General features: G+C 66.1%; 21 protein-coding genes and 1 pseudogene. 9 read left to right on the top strand and 13 right to left on the bottom strand.

The features are described from left to right. Window positions 1-98 precede the first annotated feature (98 nt). The 3 genes from ACNR9W_RS13555 (at window position 99) to ACNR9W_RS13545 (ending at window position 3,098) form a co-directional block, all read left to right on the top strand. A complete protein-coding gene (locus ACNR9W_RS13555; RefSeq protein WP_419271242.1) occupies window positions 99-467 on the top strand; it encodes a cupin domain-containing protein in 369 nt (122 codons plus the stop codon). A gap of 75 nt (window positions 468-542) precedes the next feature. Then, the gene (locus tag ACNR9W_RS13550) at window positions 543-1,622 is read left to right on the top strand and encodes a PLP-dependent cysteine synthase family protein (RefSeq protein WP_419271241.1); all 1,080 of its coding nucleotides are present in this window, start codon (window positions 543-545) and stop codon (window positions 1,620-1,622) included. 3 nt (window positions 1,623-1,625) lie between these two features. After that, complete coding sequence (locus ACNR9W_RS13545) at window positions 1,626-3,098, top strand: pyridoxal phosphate-dependent decarboxylase family protein (protein ID WP_419271240.1); 1,473 nt, start codon at window positions 1,626-1,628, stop codon at window positions 3,096-3,098. A 652-nt stretch (window positions 3,099-3,750) separates the two neighbouring features. On the opposite strand, the gene ACNR9W_RS13540 is transcribed toward ACNR9W_RS13545, so the two are convergent. Together ACNR9W_RS13540 and ACNR9W_RS13535 are read right to left on the bottom strand one after the other, a co-directional pair. After that, entirely contained in the window at window positions 3,751-3,879 is a 129-nt protein-coding gene (locus ACNR9W_RS13540; RefSeq protein ID WP_419271239.1) for a hypothetical protein, read from the bottom strand. Window positions 3,880-4,199: 320 nt separating this feature from the next. After that, window positions 4,200-4,493, bottom strand: coding sequence for a hypothetical protein (locus ACNR9W_RS13535; protein WP_419271238.1), 294 nt, complete (start codon window positions 4,491-4,493; stop codon window positions 4,200-4,202). A gap of 93 nt (window positions 4,494-4,586) precedes the next feature. On the opposite strand from ACNR9W_RS13535, the gene ACNR9W_RS13530 reads away from it, so the two are divergent. Continuing rightward, window positions 4,587-5,633: a type III polyketide synthase gene (locus tag ACNR9W_RS13530; RefSeq protein WP_419271237.1), complete on the top strand. Its 1,047-nt coding sequence runs from the start codon at window positions 4,587-4,589 to the stop codon at window positions 5,631-5,633. 1 nt (window position 5,634) lies between these two features. Then, window positions 5,635-6,144 (top strand): isoprenylcysteine carboxyl methyltransferase family protein, encoded by a 510-nt coding sequence (locus tag ACNR9W_RS13525; RefSeq protein WP_419271236.1) that lies wholly within the window; start codon window positions 5,635-5,637, stop codon window positions 6,142-6,144. 178 nt (window positions 6,145-6,322) lie between these two features. On the opposite strand, the pseudogene ACNR9W_RS13520 reads toward ACNR9W_RS13525, so the two are convergent. Beyond that, window positions 6,323-6,872 (bottom strand): annotated as a pseudogene (locus ACNR9W_RS13520) (integrase core domain-containing protein); the annotation flags it as partial. 420 nt (window positions 6,873-7,292) lie between these two features. Between ACNR9W_RS13520 and ACNR9W_RS13515 the strand changes: the two are divergent. Genes ACNR9W_RS13515 through ACNR9W_RS13505 form a run of 3 tightly spaced genes read left to right on the top strand, consistent with a single transcriptional unit; the run spans window position 7,293 to window position 7,926 of the window. Further along, window positions 7,293-7,427: a hypothetical protein gene (locus tag ACNR9W_RS13515; RefSeq protein ID WP_419271235.1), complete on the top strand. Its 135-nt coding sequence runs from the start codon at window positions 7,293-7,295 to the stop codon at window positions 7,425-7,427. After that, window positions 7,428-7,769, top strand: a complete 342-nt coding sequence (locus ACNR9W_RS13510) for a DUF2254 family protein (protein WP_419271234.1) — start codon at window positions 7,428-7,430, stop codon at window positions 7,767-7,769. A 13-nt stretch (window positions 7,770-7,782) separates the two neighbouring features. Continuing rightward, window positions 7,783-7,926 carry a hypothetical protein gene (locus tag ACNR9W_RS13505; protein WP_419271233.1) on the top strand — a complete coding sequence of 48 codons (144 nt, stop codon included), beginning with the start codon at window positions 7,783-7,785 and terminating at the stop codon, window positions 7,924-7,926. Window positions 7,927-8,873: 947 nt separating this feature from the next. On the opposite strand, the gene ACNR9W_RS13500 is transcribed toward ACNR9W_RS13505, so the two are convergent. The 7 genes from ACNR9W_RS13500 to ACNR9W_RS13470 all read right to left on the bottom strand — a co-directional run bounded on the left by ACNR9W_RS13500 (window position 8,874) and on the right by ACNR9W_RS13470 (window position 15,961). Next, window positions 8,874-10,295 carry an NAD(P)/FAD-dependent oxidoreductase gene (locus ACNR9W_RS13500; RefSeq protein WP_419271232.1) on the bottom strand — a complete coding sequence of 474 codons (1,422 nt, stop codon included), beginning with the start codon at window positions 10,293-10,295 and terminating at the stop codon, window positions 8,874-8,876. A gap of 414 nt (window positions 10,296-10,709) precedes the next feature. Continuing rightward, entirely contained in the window at window positions 10,710-11,051 is a 342-nt protein-coding gene (locus tag ACNR9W_RS13495; protein ID WP_419271231.1) for a hypothetical protein, read from the bottom strand. Between the two features lie 12 nt (window positions 11,052-11,063). Further along, window positions 11,064-13,256 carry a TonB-dependent receptor gene (locus tag ACNR9W_RS13490; protein WP_419271230.1) on the bottom strand — a complete coding sequence of 731 codons (2,193 nt, stop codon included), beginning with the start codon at window positions 13,254-13,256 and terminating at the stop codon, window positions 11,064-11,066. A gap of 279 nt (window positions 13,257-13,535) precedes the next feature. Continuing rightward, on the bottom strand, window positions 13,536-13,952 hold the full coding sequence (locus tag ACNR9W_RS13485) for an SRPBCC domain-containing protein (protein WP_419271229.1): 417 nt from the start codon (window positions 13,950-13,952) through the stop codon (window positions 13,536-13,538). Window positions 13,953-13,963: 11 nt separating this feature from the next. Continuing rightward, a complete protein-coding gene (locus ACNR9W_RS13480) occupies window positions 13,964-14,446 on the bottom strand; it encodes a VOC family protein (protein WP_419271228.1) in 483 nt (160 codons plus the stop codon). A 238-nt stretch (window positions 14,447-14,684) separates the two neighbouring features. Further along, the gene (locus ACNR9W_RS13475; protein ID WP_419271227.1) at window positions 14,685-15,395 is read right to left on the bottom strand and encodes an anti-sigma factor; all 711 of its coding nucleotides are present in this window, start codon (window positions 15,393-15,395) and stop codon (window positions 14,685-14,687) included. Further along, a complete protein-coding gene (locus ACNR9W_RS13470) occupies window positions 15,392-15,961 on the bottom strand; it encodes a sigma-70 family RNA polymerase sigma factor (protein WP_419271226.1) in 570 nt (189 codons plus the stop codon). Before ACNR9W_RS13470 ends, ACNR9W_RS13475 begins: the two co-directional genes overlap by 4 nt. Before the next feature lie 198 nt (window positions 15,962-16,159). On the opposite strand from ACNR9W_RS13470, the gene ACNR9W_RS13465 reads away from it, so the two are divergent. Beyond that, entirely contained in the window at window positions 16,160-16,948 is a 789-nt protein-coding gene (locus ACNR9W_RS13465; RefSeq protein ID WP_419271225.1) for a DUF4394 domain-containing protein, read from the top strand. Window positions 16,949-17,076: 128 nt separating this feature from the next. Here the strand turns inward: ACNR9W_RS13465 and nadC are convergent, their stop codons facing one another. From nadC to nadA, 3 genes are read right to left on the bottom strand one after another with little or no spacing between them, the layout of a single operon-like run. After that, a complete protein-coding gene (gene nadC, locus ACNR9W_RS13460) occupies window positions 17,077-17,919 on the bottom strand; it encodes a carboxylating nicotinate-nucleotide diphosphorylase (RefSeq protein WP_419271224.1) in 843 nt (280 codons plus the stop codon). Further along, window positions 17,916-19,457 (bottom strand): L-aspartate oxidase, encoded by a 1,542-nt coding sequence (locus ACNR9W_RS13455; RefSeq protein WP_419271223.1) that lies wholly within the window; start codon window positions 19,455-19,457, stop codon window positions 17,916-17,918. The genes nadC and ACNR9W_RS13455 overlap by 4 nt, the downstream gene beginning before the upstream one ends. A gap of 4 nt (window positions 19,458-19,461) precedes the next feature. Beyond that, window positions 19,462-20,514 (bottom strand): quinolinate synthase NadA, encoded by a 1,053-nt coding sequence (nadA, locus tag ACNR9W_RS13450; RefSeq protein WP_419271222.1) that lies wholly within the window; start codon window positions 20,512-20,514, stop codon window positions 19,462-19,464. Window positions 20,515-20,580: the final 66 nt, after the last annotated feature.

Genomic DNA, 20,580 nt, shown 5'->3' with positions numbered 1-20,580 from the left:
CAGGGACCCGTCAAGCTTGGGCGCGGCCGACGGCCTAGGCTGGGAGGGCGCAGTGACTTGGCATCCCGTCAATCCCGCCCCGTGAATGGAGAAAGACGATGCAAGAGCAGACGATTGAAACCCGCCGGTTCGACAGCCCCGACGAATTCCTTGACATGAAGGAACGCGGAGGGATCGCCATTGTCAGGATGGGCGGCGGCGGCGCCGGAATGCATGCCGTCTTCGAGCCCGGCTGGACCTGGGAGGCTGATGAAAAGCCGCTGCTCGGGTCGCCGGAATCCTGTCCGATGCAGCACACCGGATACTGCATCTCCGGGAGGCTCGTGGTGCGCATGATCGACACCGGCTTGGAGACGCGCATCGGCAAGGGAGACTTCTTCGAGATCCCGCCGGGCCATGACGCCTATGTGGAGGGGGGCGAACGGGTGGAACTGATCCTTTTCGCACCCGCCGAGCATCAGCACTGACACCCGAAACGGCCCAGGCTGGAGCCACGGCGAGGCCGCCCGCATGAAGGACCAGTAGAACCCAAGGAGCAGGCTATGGACGCGATGACAATGCGACGCACGCACGGCCGCGGACGGCTGTTCGACAGCATCCTGGACACGGTCGGAGACACACCGACGATCCGGATCACCCATCTCGCGCCTCCGGGCGTGGACCTCTACGTCAAGGCCGAGTTCTTCAATCCCGCCGGATCGGTCAAGGACCGGCTGGCGCTCAGCATCATCGAGGAGGCCGAGCGGGACGGGCGCCTGATCCCGGGGCAGACCGTCGTCGAGGCCACGTCCGGCAATACGGGGATCGGGCTGGCCATGGTCTGCGCGGCGAAGGGCTATCCCCTGGTCGTGACCATGGCCGACAGCTTCTCGGTCGAACGTCGCAAGCTGATGCGGATGATGGGGGCCAAGGTGGTGCTGACTCCACGGGCGGAGAAGGGCCTTGGCATGTATCGCAAGGCCGTGGAGCTGGCCGAGGCCAATGGCTGGTTCCTGGCCCGGCAGTTCGAGACGGAGGCCAATGCCCGCATCCACGAGAACACGACGGCGCAAGAGATCCTTTCCGACTTTCAGGGCAAGCGCCTCGACTACTGGGTCACCGGCTATGGCACGGGCGGCACGTTGACCGGCGTTGGCCGGGTGCTGCGCCGCGAGCGGCCCGAGACCAGGATCATCCTAACCGAGCCTGCCAATGCGCAGCTGCTCGGCAGCGGCCATGTGCAGGCGCGCAACGCGGACGGCTCTCCTGCCGAAAGTCATCCCGCTTTCCAGCCGCACCCGATCCAAGGCTGGACCCCGGACTTCATCCCGCATGTCCTTCAAGAGGCCGTGGATGCCAAGCTTTATGATGAACTGATCCCGGTTGCCGGGCCCGATGGCATTGCCTGGGCGCAACGGCTTGCACGGCGCGAGGGTATCCTGACCGGCATCTCGGGCGGATCGACCTTCGCGGTTGCCATGGAGATCGCGGAGAGGGCGGATCCGGGCACCGTGATCCTGTGCATGTTGCCCGATACCGGCGAACGCTACATGTCCACGCCGCTTTTCGAGACGATCCCGGAGGAGATGACGGAGGACGAGGTCGCGCTGTCGCGCTCCACCCCCGGATATCAATTGGGTTGAGCGATGGAGCACAGGTCCGAAACCCTTGATCCCGCGGAATGGGGTCCGCTGCGCGATCTTGCACGCCGCATCGTCGATGATGCCGTCGACTATACAAGAGACCTGCGCGACAGGCCGGTCTGGCAGGACATGCCGCCAGAGGTGCGTGCCCATTTCCGCAGCCCGGCGCCGCAAGAGGGCCAGCCGCTCGGGGAGGTTTACGATGAGATGGCCCTGAACATGCTGCCCTATCCGATGGGCAACATCCATCCGCGCTTCTGGATGTGGTATATGGGGGCAAGTAACTTCACCGGTGCGCTCGGGGATTTTCTGGCCGCGATCCTCGGGTCGAACCTGGGCGGCGGCGATCATGCGGCGGCCGAGATCGACAGGCAGGTCGTGAACTGGCTCAAGGAGATGATGGGCTACCCCGAGGAGGCCAGCGGCACCCTCGTGTCGGGCGGGTCGATGGCCAATCTTGTCGGCCTGACCGTCGCGCGCAACCGGATGTCCGGCATCGACCTGCGCGAGCTTGGTGTGGCTGGGCTGAAGGCGCCCCTGCGCTTCTACGGCTCCGACCAGATTCATTCCTGCCATCAGAAGGCGGTCGAGGTGATGGGCTTGGGCAACCGCGCCCTCCGCCGCGTGCCTTCTGACAAGGAGTGCCGGATGGACATCACCGCCCTGCGTCGTGCCATCATCCAGGATCGGACAAACGGCCTTGACCCCGCCTGCGTCATCGCAACCGCCGGAACGGTCAACACCGGCGCGATCGATGATCTGGAGGGGATTGCTGACCTGTGTGCAGAGGAGGGGCTGTGGCTGCATGTGGACGGGTGCATCGGCGCCCTTTTGGCCATTGCCCCGAAAGGTCGCGCCTTGGTCCGGGGGATCGCGCGGGCGGATTCCATCGCGCTCGACCCCCACAAATGGCTGCACGCCCCCTTCGAAGTCGGCTGCGCCCTTGTCCGGGACGCGAGCGCGCATCATGACACCTTCGCAGTGACCCCCGAATATCTGCAGAATGCGGGTCGCGGTATCGCATCGGGGGCCTGGCTCCACGATTACGGGCTTCAGACGTCGCGCGGGTTTCGGGCGCTGAAGGTCTGGATGTCGCTGAAGGAGCATGGCGTGGCCAAGTTCGGCCGTCTGATCGACCAGGACCTGGCCCACGCCCGCTATCTGACGGAGCGGATCGTGGCGACGCCGAGGCTGGAGATGTGCTTCCCCACCCTCATCAACATCGTCTGCTTTCGCTATGACCCCGGCGGCCTTTCAGAGGACATGCTGAAGACGCTGAACGTGGAGATCATGGTGAGGATGCAGGAGGCGGGCATTGCCGCCGTCTCCGACACGACCGTTCACGGTCGCCATTGCCTGCGTGCCGCGATCAACAATCACAGGACGACACGGGGTGACTTGGATGTTCTGGTGGAAGAAGTTGTGAGGGTGGGGGGATGTCTGTCTGGGGAGGGCTTTTGTCGCGCACTTGGCTGATGCTTCAGCCGGAACTGCGGTCGGCCGAATAGAGCGGCATGATGGAAGGGTTCGATTCTTTCGAAGGCGCGCACCTTGCCAGGGACCTGCCTCTCATGGGGCTCTTCTGTCCCACTGGCGCGTCGTGTGACCCCTCAAGATGCAGCTTGAGGGCGGACAGGAGGTCAGGAAGCTGGAGGGCGCAGGTCATGCCGGTCTGGACGTTCGGAGCCGCAAGCATTCCTTGTGATGCAGGCGCGCGTCCGTCTTCAGCAGCCAGCGGAAAGAATGCCAGGGCCGGACTACGGTCACGGTTGCTGCAGGAGGCGCCGCTTCGGTTCAACACGCTGACAGCAAGGCCCGTCTTGGAGGTGGCCAACGCAACCGCAGCCCGGCGTGGGCAAAGCTGCGATTGCTCCGCCTGCAGCTATTCTGGTGAGGTCAGAGGGAACTGCGCCCCCACCCATTCAAGAATGGAGGCGAATACGCTGGCCGCTGCGTCAGGCAGGCCCTTGGCGCCTTAGGTTGCGATTGGCAATTGATCGGTCGGAAAATCCTTCAGCCTGTGCCCTGGTCATGCCCAGTTCCAGGCAATACGCGATGATCGTCTGGCCGCACCTTTTGTCGTCCTGGTCATTAGGCAGTTCCCGCGAGGGCGACGGCACTGACGCGGTCACTTTCCGGCCTTTGCTGCGGCATTGGCGACGGGAAACTTGGTGCTGGGCGCCGCAGCGCTGACCTTCGGCTTTTCCTTCTTCGGCTTTTTCTCGTCGCGCTTGCGCTTGTTCATGCCCTTGGCCATGGTCTGGCTCCTGTATGGCCGCCGAAATCGACGGGCCTTGCAGTTTAGACCTTGCCGGCAGGATAGATAGTCCTGTTGCGCGCACCTCTTGGTGATGCGCGGGAGAAGCGGGCACCTTGAACGCGCATGGCGTCCCATCGCTGCTTCGAAACTCTGCCGAACCTTTGTGCGCCACAGGCGCAGGTCTAAACTTTGACGGGTCGGCCAGCCGACATATCTTGCCGGACCCTGAAAGCGATGGCCGACGGCACTCAGCCTGGTATGAAACCGATTTGCCCCGGACACGGCACTCTGGCCCAGGCCAAGCCGCGCAGCCATCCTCAGGAAGCCCCGCAGCGCCCGCTGGTCACCTCGAACTCCAGCGGGATCTTTGCCTCCAGCCACATGGCCCAGCTTCGAAGTCGTGGGCTGATCCCTGCATTCATTCGGCGAAGGACCGATCGGCAGATCCGTGTATTTTCATCGCCAAGTTCCAGCCGGTCGATCACAAGGAGAAGCATGACTGATAAGTTGTCGCATACTGTTCTCTCAACAGTTCTGCCAAGCTGGGACAGCGGGCTGCTTCCTGACAATGTCGTATGAAGTGCAGCATTTCCGACGATCTGCGCGTTCATCGTCTGAGGTCTTGCCCTTCGCGGCACCCACGCATCCTTTCGCGTTGCGGACAATCTCCAGGCAAAGGAAAACGACAAGTCATGAATTGCCGATTGAGCAACGAAAGCCCCCGGCTTTTGTCGATCGCCACCGCGGTCCCGCCGAACGTCCTGCATCAGGATGACATTCTGACTGAGTCCCGCGCATTGCTGGAGGCACGGTTTTCACAGTTCGAGCGTCTTGCCCCCGCCTTTCGCAACGCCGGAATCGACACACGCCATTCCGTCGTGCCCCTGGACTGGTTCCGCCAGCCGCATGGGTGGGTCGATCGAACGCAGGCCTATGCGGATGGCGCCACCCGCCTGTTCTGTGAGGCAGCCAGCCGCGCCCTTGAGCAGGCAGGGCTGCGCGCGGATCAGGTCGACATCATCGTCACGGTCTCCTCGACCGGAATCGTGACCCCGACACTGGATGCGCTGGCCGCGACACGGCTGGGGTTTCGTACCGACGTGATGCGCGTGCCGGTCTTCGGGCTGGGCTGCGCAGGCGGCGTGTCGGGATTGTCGATCGCTGCCGACCTTTCGGCGGCACGGCCCGGTGCGGTGGTGCTGATGGTCGCGGTCGAGACCTGCACGGTCCTCTTTCGCCTAGACCGGTTGGCAAAGGCCGACATCATCGCAACCGCGCTTTTCGGGGACGGCGCGGCGGCGGTCGTTCTGCGTACCGGGGCGCGGGCCGACGACGCGTACCCCGCAATCGGGCAGGGCCGCCAGCACATGTGGCCCGACACGTTGGGCATCATGGGCTGGACGGTCGAGGAGACGGGCCTTGGCGTCATCTTCGACCGGTCGATCCCTTCCTTCGCCGAGGCGGAGTTGCGCCGCGCGCTGGAGGCGCTGATGCCGGATCATCATGTCGATCGCCATGTCTGTCACCCTGGCGGTGCCAAGGTCATCACTGCCCTGGAAACAACGCTGTCACTTGCCCCCGGCACTCTGGATGTCGAACGGCAGGTGCTGGCGCGAAACGGCAACATGTCGGCACCGACCGTCCTGTTCGTGCTGGAACAGGTGCTCAACGGGAACATCTCGGGGTCGTTGCTGGCGACGGCGCTTGGGCCGGGCTTCACCCTGTCCCTCCTGCCGATCGAGGTTTTCTAGGATGGAAGCCTCTGTCCCTGCCTTGGGCTTCATCGCGTTCCTGATGATTCAGCGCGGCGCCGAACTGGTCCTTGCGCGCCGCAACACCCGCCGGCTGCTGGCGCGGGGCGCGGTGGAGCATGGGGCCCGCCATTATCCCCTCATCGTCGCCCTGCACGCAGCCTGGCTTCTGGCGATTACTGCGTGGGGCTGGACCAGTTCGGTCCATGTCGGTTGGCTGACCGCCTTCGCGCTGCTGCAGGTCTTGCGGATCTGGGTTCTGGTCAGTCTGGGGCCGCGCTGGACCACGCGCATCATCGTCATTGATGAGCCCCTGGTCGCGCGGGGGCCATACCGCTGGTTCCCGCATCCAAACTACGCCGTCGTCATCGCCGAGATCGTCGTCGCCCCAATGGTCCTAGGCCTGTGGCAAGTGGCGCTCGTCTTCAGCCTTTTGAACGCAGCAGTCCTGACGATCCGTATCCGCGCAGAGGCGCGGGCGCTCGGCTTGCCAAGGGCAGATTGCGATTAGGCTCCAGATGGTGATTGGACTGTGCTGCAATGCATTTTCCATGACCTCCGTCGACATGTCGGTTTCCGTGTCGCTGACACACAGGGTCACGTAATCGCCAGAGACCACGTTCCGCCGTTGCGCGGCCTGCTCGTCCAACGGTTAATCCTCCCCGTTTAACGGGGTTTGGCCGTAGAGTTCACGCCGCCATCTTCAGTTTTCGTGCGGGTGTGATGCCGCCGATGCCCATGTTGGGCCGCTCATTGTTGTAAGTCCATAGGCCAGTCGATTGCGACTCCTTGTGCCTCCGCTATGGGTTCGAAGATGTCGAGGTCCAGTCATTCGTGGCGGACGGTGCGGTTGTAGCGCTCGACAATGGTGTTCTGTTGCGGCTTACCTGGCTGGATATGGGCCAGAGAAATGCCCTGCTTCGCAGCCCAGATCGCCAATGTCTCGCTGATGTATTCCGGGCCGTTGTCGACCCTGATGGCCATGGGCTTGCCACGCCACTCGATGATCTGGTTGAACGTCCTCACAACCCGTTCTGCGGGTGTGAGGAGGATCAAAAAACGATCCGGTGAATCGTTTTCCCGACGAGCGGAGAAATCGACCTTGATGCCCAGACCATCACGGTTGAAGTCCTCCAGCACGTTCAGCAGCCGGAACTGACGGCCATCGGCCAGACGATCCGCCATGAAATCCATGGACCACACCAGGTTCGGCGCTTCCGGAACGGTAAGCATGTCAGGCATGCTCGCGGCACAGCAACGCCGCCCTCGGCCTGGCGCAGCACCGCCATGATCTGCGGCTCGGTAAACCGGTCTTCTTTAATCGGATCCTCAGCTCACGCTACGAGAAAATTCTACTGCCGCATCCCCTTAATCATGGGAAGGATTACCCGGTAACTGGCCTCTGGCTGTGACGCCCCGGGTGCAAAGTTGATAGATCCACGGGCAGAGGGTTCCTGTGCCGCCTGTTCAGGCGTGGCACCCCAATAATCCCAATGAACGCGTGATTGCGTACGACGGCGTTCCTGCGCTTGCGCGTGACAAGCCCATGTTGGCTTGAGGAGCCGCATGGCCGGGCAAGAATGGCGGCGGCCTGACCAAGTATTTGTACAGTGCTCAAGGTAGACGATTCACATTCTCCTGTTTCAGAAAATTATCGGCTTGCGGCAGAATTACTGGTTCTGGCCGAGCCTGATGACAGCAGGCGCTGTTGTTCTCGGCTTTCTGCTGCCCTATCTCGACTCGCTGCTGGGCTCAGACTGGATCGAGGGCGCGGGCTTCATTCGCGCAACCTAGGTGGACGGCGCAGGTGCGATCCTCACGACGCTTGCCGGGGCCGCGTTTGATGTCGCGGGCGTGGCATTTTCTGTCACCGTTGTCGCGGTGTCCTTTGCGAGTTCCAATTACGGGCCTCGTCTCATCGGCAACTTCATGGGAGACAGGACCAAACAGATCGTCCTGGGGATCTTTGCTGCAACCTTTGCCTACTGCATCGCCGTTCTCAGCACCGTGCACGCACGGCTGGAACTGTCCGAGACCAAGATCGATGTTCTTGGGTCCCATCTTTGTATTGTCCGCGCTGGTATTGACGCTTGCGGCTGTCGGCAGGCTGATCGGCTACATCCATCACATTCCTGAATCCATCAACATCATGAACGTGGCCGCAAAGATCGGTGACAAGCTGCATTGCTCGGTCACCCGGATGCTGGAGGAGGGCGGCCGGCGCGGATACTCGGATCACGACCCCCTTGACATCGGCGCTTGGCGCGACGAGCCCGAAGGCGAAAGCCATTAGATCATCCGCCCACAAGGGCCGTGGTTCCTTCAGCAGATCGACCTGAAGGGCCTTGCTGCTCTCGCGCATGAAAAGAAGATCCAGATCATCCCTCACCGGTCTCCCGGAGATTTCCTTGTGGCGGGTGGAACCGGTCATGAGCGCGTGCCCAGTCAGCAACCTGAACAAGGCAGCCAGACCGCAAATGTGCGCCTGTTACACCCCAAATGCCAACAGGACAGATGTTCATGACATCCTCTTTCTGTCCGACCAGCTCGTCGAGGTGCTTGGTCGGGCCTTGTCTCCTGGGCTCGATACCCGCACATGGCCACTCCCTGCCTGAACCGGCTCCGTGCCGGGCTCGTGGCATTTGTCCGCCGCTTTTGGGCGCAACCAACGACGCGCGACGATCCGGGCGTCTGTCGGCGCGTCACCTTCGAGGATATGTCGAACCGCTCCTTTGACCGCATGCGCAGTGTGCGGCCGCTGATCGAAAGGCGCCCCTGCATGCTCCCGGTACACTCTCCGATATTGCCTTGGTTGCTTTTCGGCTGGCCATGGCCGATGCTTGCATTCGCCAGATGAGACACCTGATAGCGTCGGCAAAGGAGCTTCTTGCCGATCCGGTCGCAGATGGTGAGGTCGAGGCAGAGTTGATCAGGGCACTGAAGGTGATCCCCTCCCGCCGTTCCTGATGGATTGCCCGTACCGGTTACGTCACCGGAAGCCCATTTCAGCATGGCCATCATCTCAGGGAAGTTCAGCAAGGGGCTGGCCTCGCGACGCAGCCGCGCGTTGCTCTTTTCGTGAGTCACGCCGCTGGGACCGCTTCCGATCATCTGCTGCCCTTAGCCGGAAGCAAGCGCAAGCGGCTCATTGATGACGGGCGCCCTGCATCGCCACTATGGCCCGCGGTCAGATGAGAAGCTTTCTGGGGCACAGAAATGGCGGCCACGCTCTCAAGCCTCTCAAGCCTCTCCAGCCGTTCCAGCAGCTCGAGCCGACGGCTCGGCGGCCCGCAGAAGGTCACTGTCCCGGGCTTCCTCCTCCTGCGCGCCCGGCGCCGTCGCCTTCGGGCTGATCGGCTGTCGCAGCCGGTCGCGGGGCATGGGGGCGCTTTCCGGGTTTTCGTTCTCGATGAAGTCGCCGGCGATCAGCCGGGCGCCGCGCTCATAGGTCATGTAGCGCCAGAGCCATTGCATCGACACAAGGAACCGGTTCTGGAAGCCGACCAGAAGATAGACGTGGACGATCGCCCAGGTCGCCCAGGCCAGCCATCCCTTCAGCTTGAACCTGCCCTGCTCGAAAACGGCGGCGTGGCGGCCGACGATCGCGGTGTTCCCGCGACTGTTGTACTGGAACGGAGCCATCGGCGCACCGTTCCCCAGATGCGCGGCCAGTTCCCGACCCAAATGGATGCCCTGCTGCTTGGCGACCTGCGCCAGACCCGGCAGCGGCTGGCCGTCGGGGCCCGGAAACAACGCCACATCGCCCAAGGCGAAAACCTGCGGCAGGCCCTTGACCGACAGCGTCTCATCGACCTCGATCCGGCCGGCGCGGTCGGTCGGACCCAGCTGTCTTGCCAGGGGCGAGGCCGAAACGCCCGCAGCCCAGATCACCACCCCGACCGGCTGGCTGCGACCCGCAACAGTAATGCTGGTGGGGCCGATCTCCTCGACAGCCTCGCCGGTGCGCACGGTGACCCCCAGCCGCTGCAGCCGGGCCTTGGCATAGGCGGACATCTCCTCGGCAAAGCCGGACAAAAGACGCGGGCCGGCCTCGATCAACGTGACGCGGGCGCTGCCCGGGTCGATGGTGCGGAAGTCCCGCAGCAGCGTGTGGCGGCTGAGTTCGGCAATCGCGCCGGCGAGTTCGACGCCCGTGGGTCCGCCGCCGATGATGGCAATCTCCAGCAACCGCTGACGCTCCGCTGGATCGTCGCTTCGCTCGGCCCGCTCGAAGGCCAGCAGGATCTGCGAGCGGATGTGCCGCGCGTCCTCGATGGTTTTCAGACCCGGCGCCCATTGCGCCCATTCGTCGTGGCCGAAATAGCCGTGGCTGGCCCCACTGGCGAGGATCAGGTGGCGATACCCGATCTCGTGCCCGCAACTGAGCCGCAGCCGCCGTGCCTTTGTGTCGATCACCTCGACCTCGCCAAAGATGACCCTGGCTGAGGCGTATCGGCGCAGGATCCTGCGGATCGGCTCGGCCACATCCGTTGCGGACAGGGCAGCGGTGGCCACCTGATAAAGCAGCGGCTGGAACAGGTGGTGGTTGCGGCGGTCGATCACCGTCACGCCGATCTTCGCGCGGCCCAGCGCCTTGGCGACCTCCAGCCCGCCAAAGCCGGCACCAATGACAACCACCTCGCGGAAATCGATCTCTGTCACTGTCGCGATCCTTCAAATTAGCGCCCCGCCCTGCGGGGCGGCGAGTTGAACATCACGCCACGTTGCCGCGGCGATCCTGTCGACAATGACGCAGCCATGCGCAACTCTTCTTCCAAGTTGGGCTGAACGGCGGCCAGCGCCTGCCCAGCCACCGTGGGGCATCGCACGGCCTCTCCAGAAATACATCCTGCGCGCCTATGGCTGAGGCCACAGAGTCTCTAGGGACGAACACAGGCCCCGGAACCCGCAGGTGCGAACAATGTTCCCGCCCCGCGTCATCCAGCCGTTTCCAGTTCACCAGCCAGATCGGCCTGTGGTATTGCTGTCCGCCTTGGTTGCGCCTGCTGCTCGGGAGCTTCAGGCTATGGCTTTGCAACCTCTTGTGAACTCCCTCACGCAGAGCGGTATGAGCGATCAAGGACCGGTGTTCTTGTTGCGAGCGACCATGACGTCATGCAGGTTTTGAGGAAGCCGGACAATTGCCGCGGATCGCATGTTGCGCATCAGGAGGGACGACAGGCACCAGATGACCGGCATCCTGACGGCGGGCGAGGCTGAAGGAGGATTTCTCTGCTGGACCGTGCGCTGCATCCGCCTTCGTGTGGAAGGAAACGGATGTCTCCGTGGAGGCTGACGCACAGGGCCACCAAGGTCGATATCTGGTTCGCCGGCCGGATGGCAGGCGGACCAGTCAGATGCCTTCATCGTCATCAGCAGATCCCGGCGGCACGCGGCCGCCAGAATGCCATTGATCAACAGCCAAGACCTTCAGAACTTCATCGAGGCCGAGACGGCGTAGGTGCGCGGCGCGCCTGCCGCCAGGAAGCCGCGAGCCGAGCTGGCCCAGTAGCTCTCGTCCAGGACGTTCTCGACATTGGCGCGCAGCTCGATCTCGCGGCCCTGCGCCTCGACGGCGTAGCGGGCGCCCAGATCCAGGCGCGTCCAGCCCGAGACCTTCTGCGTGTTCGCCTGGTCATACCAAGTCGAGCCGCCATGCATCACGCGACCGTTGAGCGTCAGGCCCTGAACCGAGGGCAGATCGTATTCCGCATAGAGGCTGGCGGCCGTCCGGGGCACGCCGGGCACGTCATTGCCGTCAAAGGCCCCGTCCTGGGTGCGGCGCAGTTCCGCATCCATCAGCGTGACCCCGCCCAGGATGCGCAGGCCCTCCATCGGTGCGCCGGCCGCCGACAGTTCCAGCCCGCGATTGCGCTGCTGGCCCGAGAGCGAGAAGACGTTGCTGGCCGGATCGGTGATGCCATTGGGCTGGCGGATCTCGAAGAGGCTCGCGCCCAGTGTCACGGTGCCCAGGTCGTATTTCAGGCCGACCTCGCGCTGGCGGTTCACCACGGCGGGGAACAGCTCGCCCGCGTTCTCGGCAACGGAGGGCGCCATCGGCCCCTCGGTCAGCGCCTCGACATAGTTGCCATAGACGGTCAGCCCGTCGCGAATGCGCCACGACGCCGCGATGGCCGGGGTGAAGGCGCTGTCCTCGTAGAGATAGTTCTGCTCGCCCACCGGAAAGTCGGGAATGCCCGGACGCGTGTTGAACCCGCGGGTGCGGATCTCCTGCCAGCGGCCGCCGAAGGTCAGCTGCACCCGGTCATCGTCCAGCGACATCGTGTCCGACAGCGCGACCGACCGGCTGCGCAGGTCCGCAAAGGGGATCAGCCCGTCCGCGCGCGGCAGGCCCGACAGGTCCGGCGCCGCCGGCAGATAGACGGGATCATAGATATTGGTGCCCGCGACCGGGAAGCCCAGCAGGCGCGGGTTGAATTCGCCGCGGTTGTTTCGGTTCAGCGCATAGGCGGCCGACAGGGTGATGCGATGGCGCACCGGGCCGGTCGTGGCCTCGGTCCGCAGCCCGATCTCGGCGGTGCGGCCCTCGATCTCCTGCGGGTTGAAGCCCAGCTCGTTGATCGCATCCCCGTTCGGCGCGGTGATCGTATAGTTCGAGGTCAGGAAATCCTCGCGGTAGCGGCTGGCCCCGAAGGCGCCATAGACCGTCGTCGCCGGGGCAAGATCGTATTCGACCCGACCTGCGATCATGCGATGCGTGCTGTCGTGGAATTCGAAGGGGTTGGCGGTGTTGATGTCGCCATCCGGGGCATCCGGGATCGGCACGCCCGGCGCCGCCGCATTGAAGAGCGATGTCGGCGCGTCCAAGTCCTGCTTGGACGCGTTCAGGTCCAGCGTCGCGCGCAGCGCGTCACCGCGATAGTCCAGCCCCAGGGCCGCCACGCCGACCTCGGCGTTGTTGTTGTCCAGGGCCGTGTCACCGCCGCGCCAGGACAGGTTGCCGCGAACGCCCCATTCCTTGCGGGGGCCAAAGCGGCGGCCCAGGTCGACATGGGTCCAGAGCTGGCTGTCCGACGCGATGCCTGTGGTGACGCGGGTCAGGTCCTGGTCCTCGGCGCGCTTCGGGATCATGTTGATCGTGCCGCCCACGCGGCCCACGCCGCCATTGGCCAGCGCCGTCGGCCCCATCAGCAGGTCGACGCGGCCGATCCCCTCCAGCGCGCTGCGGCGCGGGTTGGCGATATAGGGCAGCCCGTCATAAAGCGTGTCGAGGTTCGGCACGGAAAAGCCGCGGATGAAGAACGAGTCGCGCTCACTGAAGGCCGGCGCGTCCTGGCGCACCGAAGGGTCGTTGCGCGTGACATCCGCCAGGGTCCGGGCCTGCTGGTTGCGGATCAGCTCCTCGGTATAGGCGGCCGCGCGAAAGGGCGCGGATTGCACGTCCACATCGCCAAGCGCCCCCAGCCGGGTCCGGGTCGAGACCTGGCCGCCGGCATAGGGCTGCGCCGGTGCGGCGATGGTGCCGGTCGCGGTCGCGGCCTGCAGCGTGATCTCGTCCAGGACGATGGGGGCCGTCTGCTGCGCAAGAAGGGCGGTCGGGCTGATCGCCGCGAAGGCGACACCAAGCAGAAGCGGGCGAAGAGGGGAGGGACAGGGGCGCATCGACGGGCTCCGGATCAGGGTGCGAAGGGTCGGCTGGCGCGGGACCTTGATCCGTGGCTTGCTGGTGAGGGACGTGTCGGGGCGCGATTAACAGATAGAAACAGTAAGGTTCAACAGCTTCCTTTGCCCGATGGTGGACCTGTGGCGCAAATGCCGCGCGCGGGGCGGGACAGATCCGCCCTGATGACGGATTTACCACCCTGTTCCGGCCTGCCGCTTTCGACCTTCTGGTTGCCTTGTCGTCTCCGGCATTCAGAAACAGGACCAAACGGAATGGCCTTACCCGGACCGGGCCACGAAGCTTGCATAGCTGTTCAGGATCGCCTGCCAGCCGTCGCGCTGCATCTCGACCGGGTTCTGGGTCTCGGGATCGAAGACCGTGGTCACCCGTGTGCCGTCGCCTTCCTCGACGAAGGTCGTGCGGACGCTCCGGCCATCGGCGAGGCGCAGGGTGAGGGCCGAGGGCGCATCCACCTCCTCGTAGGTCGCCTCGAAGTCGAAGCCGAAGGATCCGGCGCGCGCCTCCATCCGTGCGTGATGACGACCGCCCGGACGCAGATCGACCGAAGCGGCCGGGCAGTGCCAGTCCGGCGAGGCCTGGTTCCACGCCATGATGGCCTGTGGCGACGTATAGGCGGCCCATGCCGCTTCGGGCCTCGCGGCCAGGATCGTCTCGATCCTGATGGGTTCGGTCATCCTGCTTCCTTTCAATGGCCTTGGCGGCGTACGGCATCGATGGCCGCGACGTCGATCTTGCGCATCGTCATCATGGCGGCAAAGGCGTACCGTGCCTCGGCACCGCCCGCAGCCAGCGCCTTGGTCAGCGTGCGCGGGGTGATCTGCCAGTTCACCCCCCACCGATCCTTGCACCATCCGCATTCGCTTTCCTGCCCGCCATTGCCGACGATGGCGTTCCAGTAGCGGTCTGTCTCTTCCTGCGTGTCGGTGGCGATCTGGAAGGAAAAGGCCTCGCTCTGCGGAAAGATCGGCCCGCCGTTCAGACCGATGCAGGCAATGCCGCAAACGGTGAAGCGGACGACCAGAACCTCGCCCTGCCTGCTGCCGGGATTGTCCAGCGGCGCGTGATGGACAGCCTGCACCGCGCTGTCGGGAAAGACCGAGGCATAGAACCGCGCCGCAGCCTCTGCCTCGCGATCGTACCAGATGCAGATCGTGTTCTTGGGACCCATGACAGCCTCCTGCGGCGATCCGGGCCCGCCACCGGTCCGGATCATGGCAGCTCGATTTCGCGCATCATGTCAGAAAAACATCATCCTGTCGCGCACCGGACGACCCCGAATACGATCCGCGATCCGCCTGCAACCCGACGACCGGGGCGCACCGGCACCTGGACCTGACACCGCATGCCCGGTCAGGGTTTCGCTATCTGGAGAACGCCCCGACCCGGGGTGTTTGCTGGCGGCCGCGCTAGACCTCGTCTTGGCGGGCGGCCAGCCCCTTGGCCAGGATTTCGCCCGTGGGACGCCCGGTCGGAGAGCCGCCCAGAGGCTCCAGGGTGATCTCGTAAAGCTGGCCGTCCAAGGGCGTGGGCAGGGGGGGCGTGTCCAGAAGAGTCGCCCTGCTTCCGGACAGCAGGCCGAGCGAGACCGGCCCCATATCCACCGACGGCAATGTCCAGACCTGCATCTGCCGGCCTGCGGGAACATCGATGCCTGCCACGAACCGGATGCGCGCATCGGCCTGGCCGAAATCCTCGACGACCGCGGTGGGACGGCCGGCATCGTCCAGCAGGACGGCGACTACCACCGGGTCGGGCACCCGCCAGTTCCCGCCCAGCACGATCCCCGCCAAGATGCCGACCGCGGCGGCGAGGCCGGCCGGCAGCCAGCGACGGAGCGGCCCGGGATCATTGGCGGCCACCGGCGTCAGCGCGGGCCTGGACACGGGCGGCCTGGACAAGGGCGCATCCAGCTGGGGCAGGACAGCCTCCCACAGGGACAGCGGGGCCGGCATCTCGGGGGCGATCATGTCCAGCGGCAGCAGCCGGTCGCGTGCGCGGGCAACGGCGGCCGCCCAGGCACGGTCATGATCCAGCCGCGCCTCCAGCTCGGCCTCTGTCCGCTGGTCTGTCAGGCCCAAAACAAAGGCATCGGCGCGGGCGTCCAGGTCGTCGGTCATGACAGGCACCTCCGCAGCAGGTCCAGGCCGCGGCGGATCCACGACTTGCAGGTGCCGAGGGGCACCGACTGGATGGCCGCGATCTCGCCATGCGTGAAGCCGCCGACATAGGCCAGCAGGATGGCCCGCCGCGTCTGCGGTTCAAGCCCGACAAGGCAATCCTTCAGCGCCACCCGGTCCCCCAGCAGGTCAAGCCCGGTTCCCGCCGCCGACAGGCGCGCGTCCTGCATGGCCGTCAGGTCCTCCGGCGACAGGCTTTCCAACCGCCGGCCATCGCGCAGGATGTTCAGGCAGCGGTTGCGCAGGACAGCAAAGATCCAGCCGCGGGCCGATCCGTCGCCGCGGTGGAACTGGTGCGCCTTGCGCCAGATCTGGACCATGCTGTCCTGCACCGCCTCCTCGGCCAGGTCGCGCCGCTGCAGCATCCGGTGCGCCACGCCCAGAAGCCGCCCGCCCTCGGTCTCCAGGATCAGGCGCAGCGCCTCGTGCTCGCCCTTGGCGCATCGGTGCAGCGCGTCGGCCAGGTCGACAGGCGCCTCCGTCGCCGCAGCGGCGGAAATGTTCATGTGCCTGTGCCTCCACCATGTCCCGCGCCACGATGGCATGCAGGACCGCTCCGGGTCCAGCCGTCGCGTGGGCCTGCCAGCGCCTTGGGTCCGGCCAAAGTTTTTTCGCCAGGCTGCATCCAGGGACGCACCCGCCGTGTCTCCAAGGGGGCAATGGGCGGCCTGACGCCGCCCGCGAACACAATGAGGACCATCAACATGACCCATCTCCGCACCGCCACCGCCGTCGCTCTGACCCTGGGCATCTCGACCGGGACCGCCGCTGCCGCCCCGATGGTCGGCCTGGTCGACGGCACGCAACTGGTGATGTTCGATAGCGAAACGCCGGCCGAGGTCACCACCATGCCCGTCAGCGGGGTCGAGCGTCTGGTGGGCATTGACTATCGCCCCGCCAACCGGACGCTGGTGGGGGTCACCGCCGACAACCGCATCGTCACGATCGATCCGGCATCGGGCGAGGCAGCCGAGTTGTCGGTTATGGACAGCCCGCTGCCGATGGTCGACATGCCGGTCGTCGTCGACTTCAACCCGATGGCCGACCGGCTGCGCCTGATGACCGGGACCACGAACCATCGGGTCAATGTCGATACGGGGGAAGTGACCGTGGACGGCGCGCTGGCCTACGAGGCCGAGGACATGCATGCGGGCGAGGCTCCGGCCATCGCGGCGGCAGCCTATACCAACTCCTTCGGCCAGCCCGAGGAGACCGCGATGTACGACATCGACACCACCATCGGTGCGCTGATCCGCCAAACCTCGCCGAATGATGGCACGCTGGCCGCCACCGGCAAGCTGGGCATCGAGATGACCGAGACCACCCCCGCCTTCGACATCCAGACCACCGAGGACGGAACCAACACGGCCTGGCTGGTCGCGGGCGGGATGATCTACACCGTCGATCTGGAGACCGGAACGGCGACCGAGGTGGGGATGCTGGAAGGTGTCGACGGCAATCTGACCGACATCACCGTGATGCCCGCATCCTGAGAGGCGGCGCGTGCGCCTGTTCCGCGGCTGGCCCTGGCGGCCATCGCGGGGCAGGTTAGCAACCCGGTCGGCGGTTCAGTATGGGGGATCTGGCTGCCGTGGAGGGAGGCGCGCAAGCTGCCCCTGCGTCAGAAGTCGAGGCCCAGGTCCAGGACCCGCACCGAATGGGTCAGCGCGCCGACCGAGATATAGGCGACCCCCGTCGCCGCGACCTCGGCGATCCGCTCCAGCCGCATGTTGCCCGAGGCCTCCAGCACGACCGCGCCGCCCGCCATCTTGACCGCCTGGCGCAGGCTGTCGCTGTCCATGTTGTCCAGCAGCACGACATCGGCGCCACCCTCGTCCAGCACCTCGGCCAGCTGGTCCAGGCGATCCACCTCGATCTCGACCCGCATCATGTGCGAGGCGCGGGCCTTGACCGCCTGCAGGACCGGCCGGATGCCCCCGGCGGCCGCAATATGATTGTCCTTGATCAGGATCGCATCCGACAGCGACACGCGGTGATTGAAGCCGCCGCCATGCAGCACGGCCTGCTTTTCCACCAGCCGCAGGCCCGGCGTCGTCTTGCGCGTGCAGGTGATGCGCGCCTGGGTGCCGCGCGTCTCGGCCACATAGGCCGCCGTCATCGTGGCGATGCCCGACAGGCGACCCGCGAAATTCAGCGCCACCCGCTCGGCCGACAGGATCGCGGCGGCAGAGCCTTCGATCCGTGCCAGTACGTCGCCTGCGGCAAAGGCGGTGCCATCGGGCACCAGCACCTCCAGCCGCAGCGCCGGGTCGACCAGCCGGAAGGCCAGCTCCGCCAGTTGCATGCCTGACGCGACTCCGGCCTCGCGCGCGCATATCCGGGCGGCATAGCGCGTGCCCGCCGGGATCACCGTGCGGGTGGTGATGTCGCCATTGCTGCCCAAGTCCTCGATCAGGGCGGCGCGGACAAGAGGTTCCAGGATCAGGTCGGGCAGGGCGGTCATAGCGGCTCCGGTTCGGGGGCGGGGCGCAGGGCAAGCGCCTGGCACAGGGTCATGCGGCTGCGGCGCGGCGCGACGGTGTCGGGGTGATCGGTGCGGGCATGGGCGCCCCGGCTTTCGCGGCGCAGCAGGGCTGCCGCGCAGATCAGCGTGGCGGTGGCAGTCATGTTCTGCAGCTGCGGGCAGTCCGGCTGGCCCGCCTCGACCTCCGCGACGACGCGCAGCGCGGCCTGCAACCCGGCGGCATCGCGCAGGACGCCCGCACCTGCCGTCATCGCCTCCCGCAGGCGCGCGACCAGCGCCGGGTCGGGCAGGGGTGCGGGGGGCAGGTCGGGCAGGATCAGGGGCGGCGCGGTCGCGGGACCGGCGCCGATCGACAGGGCCGCGCGCCGGGCAAAGACCAGCGCCTCCAGCAGGCCGTTCGAGGCCAGGCGGTTGGCCCCGTGCAGCCCTGTCGAGGCCGCCTCTCCGCAGGCCCAGAGGCCCGTCAGGCTGCTGCGCCCGTCCAGATCGGTCTCGATGCCGCCCATGTGGTAATGCGCGGCCGCGGCGACGGGGATCGGCTGGCGGACAGGGTCGATGCCGGCGCGGACGCAGGCCGCGGCGACGGCCGGAAACTGCGTCAGGATGCGGGCGCCCAAGGCGTTCCGGCAATCCAGCGCCGGCACGCGCCCGGCCCGCCATTCGGCATAGACGCCGCGGGCCACGATGTCGCGCGGCGCCAGTTCCGCATCGGGATGCAGGGCGGTCATGAAGCGCTGGCCGGCGGCGTTCACCAGCAGGGCGCCTTCGCCCCGCAGCGCCTCGGTCGCCAGGGGGGCGGGGTCTTCGCCGCTGGCGATGGCGGTGGGGTGGAACTGCACGAATTCCGCATCCGCGATGACCGCGCCCGCGCGCGCCGCCATGCCGATCGCCTCGCCGCGGATGCGCGGCGGGTTCGTCGTGACCGAATACAGCCCGCCCGAACCGCCGCCCGCGATCAGGACCGCCGGCGCCCGGATCGCCACCGGCTGCGACCCCGACGCCCGCGCCAGATGGATGCCCGCGACGCGGTCCCCCTCGACCAGCAGCGCGGTCGCAACGAAGCCCTCCAGCACCTGGACCGACGGTGCGGCGCGCACCGCCGCGACCAGCGCGCGCATGATCTCGGCTCCGGCCTGGTCGCCCTTGACGCGCACCACGCGGGCAAAGCTGTGGGCGGCCTCGCGCGACAGCACGTAACCCCCGGCGGGATCGCGGTCGAAGGGCGTGCCGAGCGTCGTCAGCGACAGGATATGCGCCCGCGCCTCGGCCGTGACCAGCCGGGCCACCTCCGGGTCGACCGTGCCGGCACCGGCGCTTACCGTGTCGGCGGCATGGGCGTCCGGGCTGTCGGCCGGGTCCATGGCCGCCGCCACGCCCCCCTGCGCCCAGGCCGAACTGGCCCCCTCGCCAAGCGGATCGGGAGAGATCATCAGCACCGGCCGCGGCGCCATCACCAGGGCCGCGTAAAGCGCCCCCAGACCCGCGCCGACGATCACCACGCGGTCGGTCGGGATCATCCGGTCAGCCCGCCAGCTGCCGCGACAGGTCGATCATCCGCTGCACCGCCAGCCGCGCGCGGTCGGCCACCGCCGCATCGACCTCGACCGCGCCGGTCATCGAATGCAGCGACCACAGCACCTTCTCCAGCGTGATCTTCTTCATGTAGGGGCACATGTTGCAGGGGCCCAGGAACTCGACCTCGGGATGCGCGTCCGAGATGTTCGAGGCCATCGAGCATTCGGTCACCAACATCGCCTTGGCCGGCCGGTGGTCGCCCACCCAGTCGATGATGTGCTTGGTCGACCCGGCGAAATCCGCCTCGGCCACGACGTCCGGGGGGCATTCGGGATGGGCGATGATCTTCAGCCCGGGATGCCACTCGCGGAAGTCGCGCAGGTCCTGGGGGGTAAAGCGTTCATGCACGATGCAGGCCCCGTCCCACCACACGATCCGCTTCTGCGGCACCTGGGCTGCCACGTTCTGGGCCAGCCATTTGTCGGGCGTCATGATCACCGTGTCGCCGGGCATCGCCGCCACGATCTGCGCGGCATTGGACGAGGTGCAGCAGATGTCCGAGGCGGCCTTCACCTCGGCCGTGGTGTTGACATAGCTGACGACCATCGCGCCGGGATATTGCGCCCGCATCTGGGCGATCCCTTCCGCCGTGATGGATTCGGCCAGCGAACAGCCGGCCTCCATGTCGGGCATCAGCACGGTCTTGGAAGGGTTCAGGATCTTCGAGGTCTCGGCCATGAAATGCACGCCGCATTGCACGATCACCTCGGCCTCGACCCGCGTGGCCTCGATCGCCAGCTGCAGGCTGTCGCCCACCACGTCGGCGATGCCGTGATAGATATCGGGCGTCATGTAGTTATGTGCCAGGATCACCGCGCCGCGCTCTGCCTTGAGCCGGTTGATCGCGGCCACATAGGGCGCGGCCACGGCCCAATCCGGAAAGGGCATCACGCGGTCCATGCGGGCATGGATGTCCGACATCTGCTGCGCCAGCTCGACCGAGGGCGACAGGTCGTAATGAGCCTCAAGCTCGGCGCGAATGTTTGTCAGGTCCAGCAAGATCGGCTCCTCCCTCCGAAGCGCCCCTGGGGACGTGGCTTGCGTGATGACGACTGGCCGAGGGCC

The sequence above is a fragment of the Paracoccus sp. T5 genome, assembly GCF_048538155.2.
Taxonomy (GTDB): Bacteria; Pseudomonadota; Alphaproteobacteria; order Rhodobacterales; family Rhodobacteraceae; genus Paracoccus.
This window is presented reverse-complemented; position numbering and strand designations above follow the sequence as displayed.

Excerpts from the sequence above, each read along its gene's own strand:
- ACNR9W_RS13555 (WP_419271242.1), top strand. The coding sequence starts at position 99 with ATGCAAGAGCAGACGATTGAAACCCGCCGGTTCGACAGCCCCGACGAA.
- ACNR9W_RS13550 (WP_419271241.1), top strand. The coding sequence starts at position 543 with ATGGACGCGATGACAATGCGACGCACGCACGGCCGCGGACGGCTGTTC.
- ACNR9W_RS13545 (WP_419271240.1), top strand. The coding sequence starts at position 1,626 with ATGGAGCACAGGTCCGAAACCCTTGATCCCGCGGAATGGGGTCCGCTG.
- ACNR9W_RS13540 (WP_419271239.1), bottom strand. The coding sequence starts at position 3,879 with ATGGCCAAGGGCATGAACAAGCGCAAGCGCGACGAGAAAAAGCCGAAG.
- ACNR9W_RS13535 (WP_419271238.1), bottom strand. The coding sequence starts at position 4,493 with ATGAACGCGCAGATCGTCGGAAATGCTGCACTTCATACGACATTGTCA.
- ACNR9W_RS13525 (WP_419271236.1), top strand. The coding sequence starts at position 5,635 with ATGGAAGCCTCTGTCCCTGCCTTGGGCTTCATCGCGTTCCTGATGATT.
- ACNR9W_RS13505 (WP_419271233.1), top strand. The coding sequence starts at position 7,783 with ATGAACGTGGCCGCAAAGATCGGTGACAAGCTGCATTGCTCGGTCACC.
- ACNR9W_RS13490 (WP_419271230.1), bottom strand. The coding sequence starts at position 13,256 with ATGCGCCCCTGTCCCTCCCCTCTTCGCCCGCTTCTGCTTGGTGTCGCC.
- ACNR9W_RS13485 (WP_419271229.1), bottom strand. The coding sequence starts at position 13,952 with ATGACCGAACCCATCAGGATCGAGACGATCCTGGCCGCGAGGCCCGAA.
- ACNR9W_RS13480 (WP_419271228.1), bottom strand. The coding sequence starts at position 14,446 with ATGGGTCCCAAGAACACGATCTGCATCTGGTACGATCGCGAGGCAGAG.
- ACNR9W_RS13475 (WP_419271227.1), bottom strand. The coding sequence starts at position 15,395 with ATGACCGACGACCTGGACGCCCGCGCCGATGCCTTTGTTTTGGGCCTG.
- ACNR9W_RS13470 (WP_419271226.1), bottom strand. The coding sequence starts at position 15,961 with ATGAACATTTCCGCCGCTGCGGCGACGGAGGCGCCTGTCGACCTGGCC.
- ACNR9W_RS13465 (WP_419271225.1), top strand. The coding sequence starts at position 16,160 with ATGACCCATCTCCGCACCGCCACCGCCGTCGCTCTGACCCTGGGCATC.
- nadC (WP_419271224.1), bottom strand. The coding sequence starts at position 17,919 with ATGACCGCCCTGCCCGACCTGATCCTGGAACCTCTTGTCCGCGCCGCC.
- ACNR9W_RS13455 (WP_419271223.1), bottom strand. The coding sequence starts at position 19,457 with ATGATCCCGACCGACCGCGTGGTGATCGTCGGCGCGGGTCTGGGGGCG.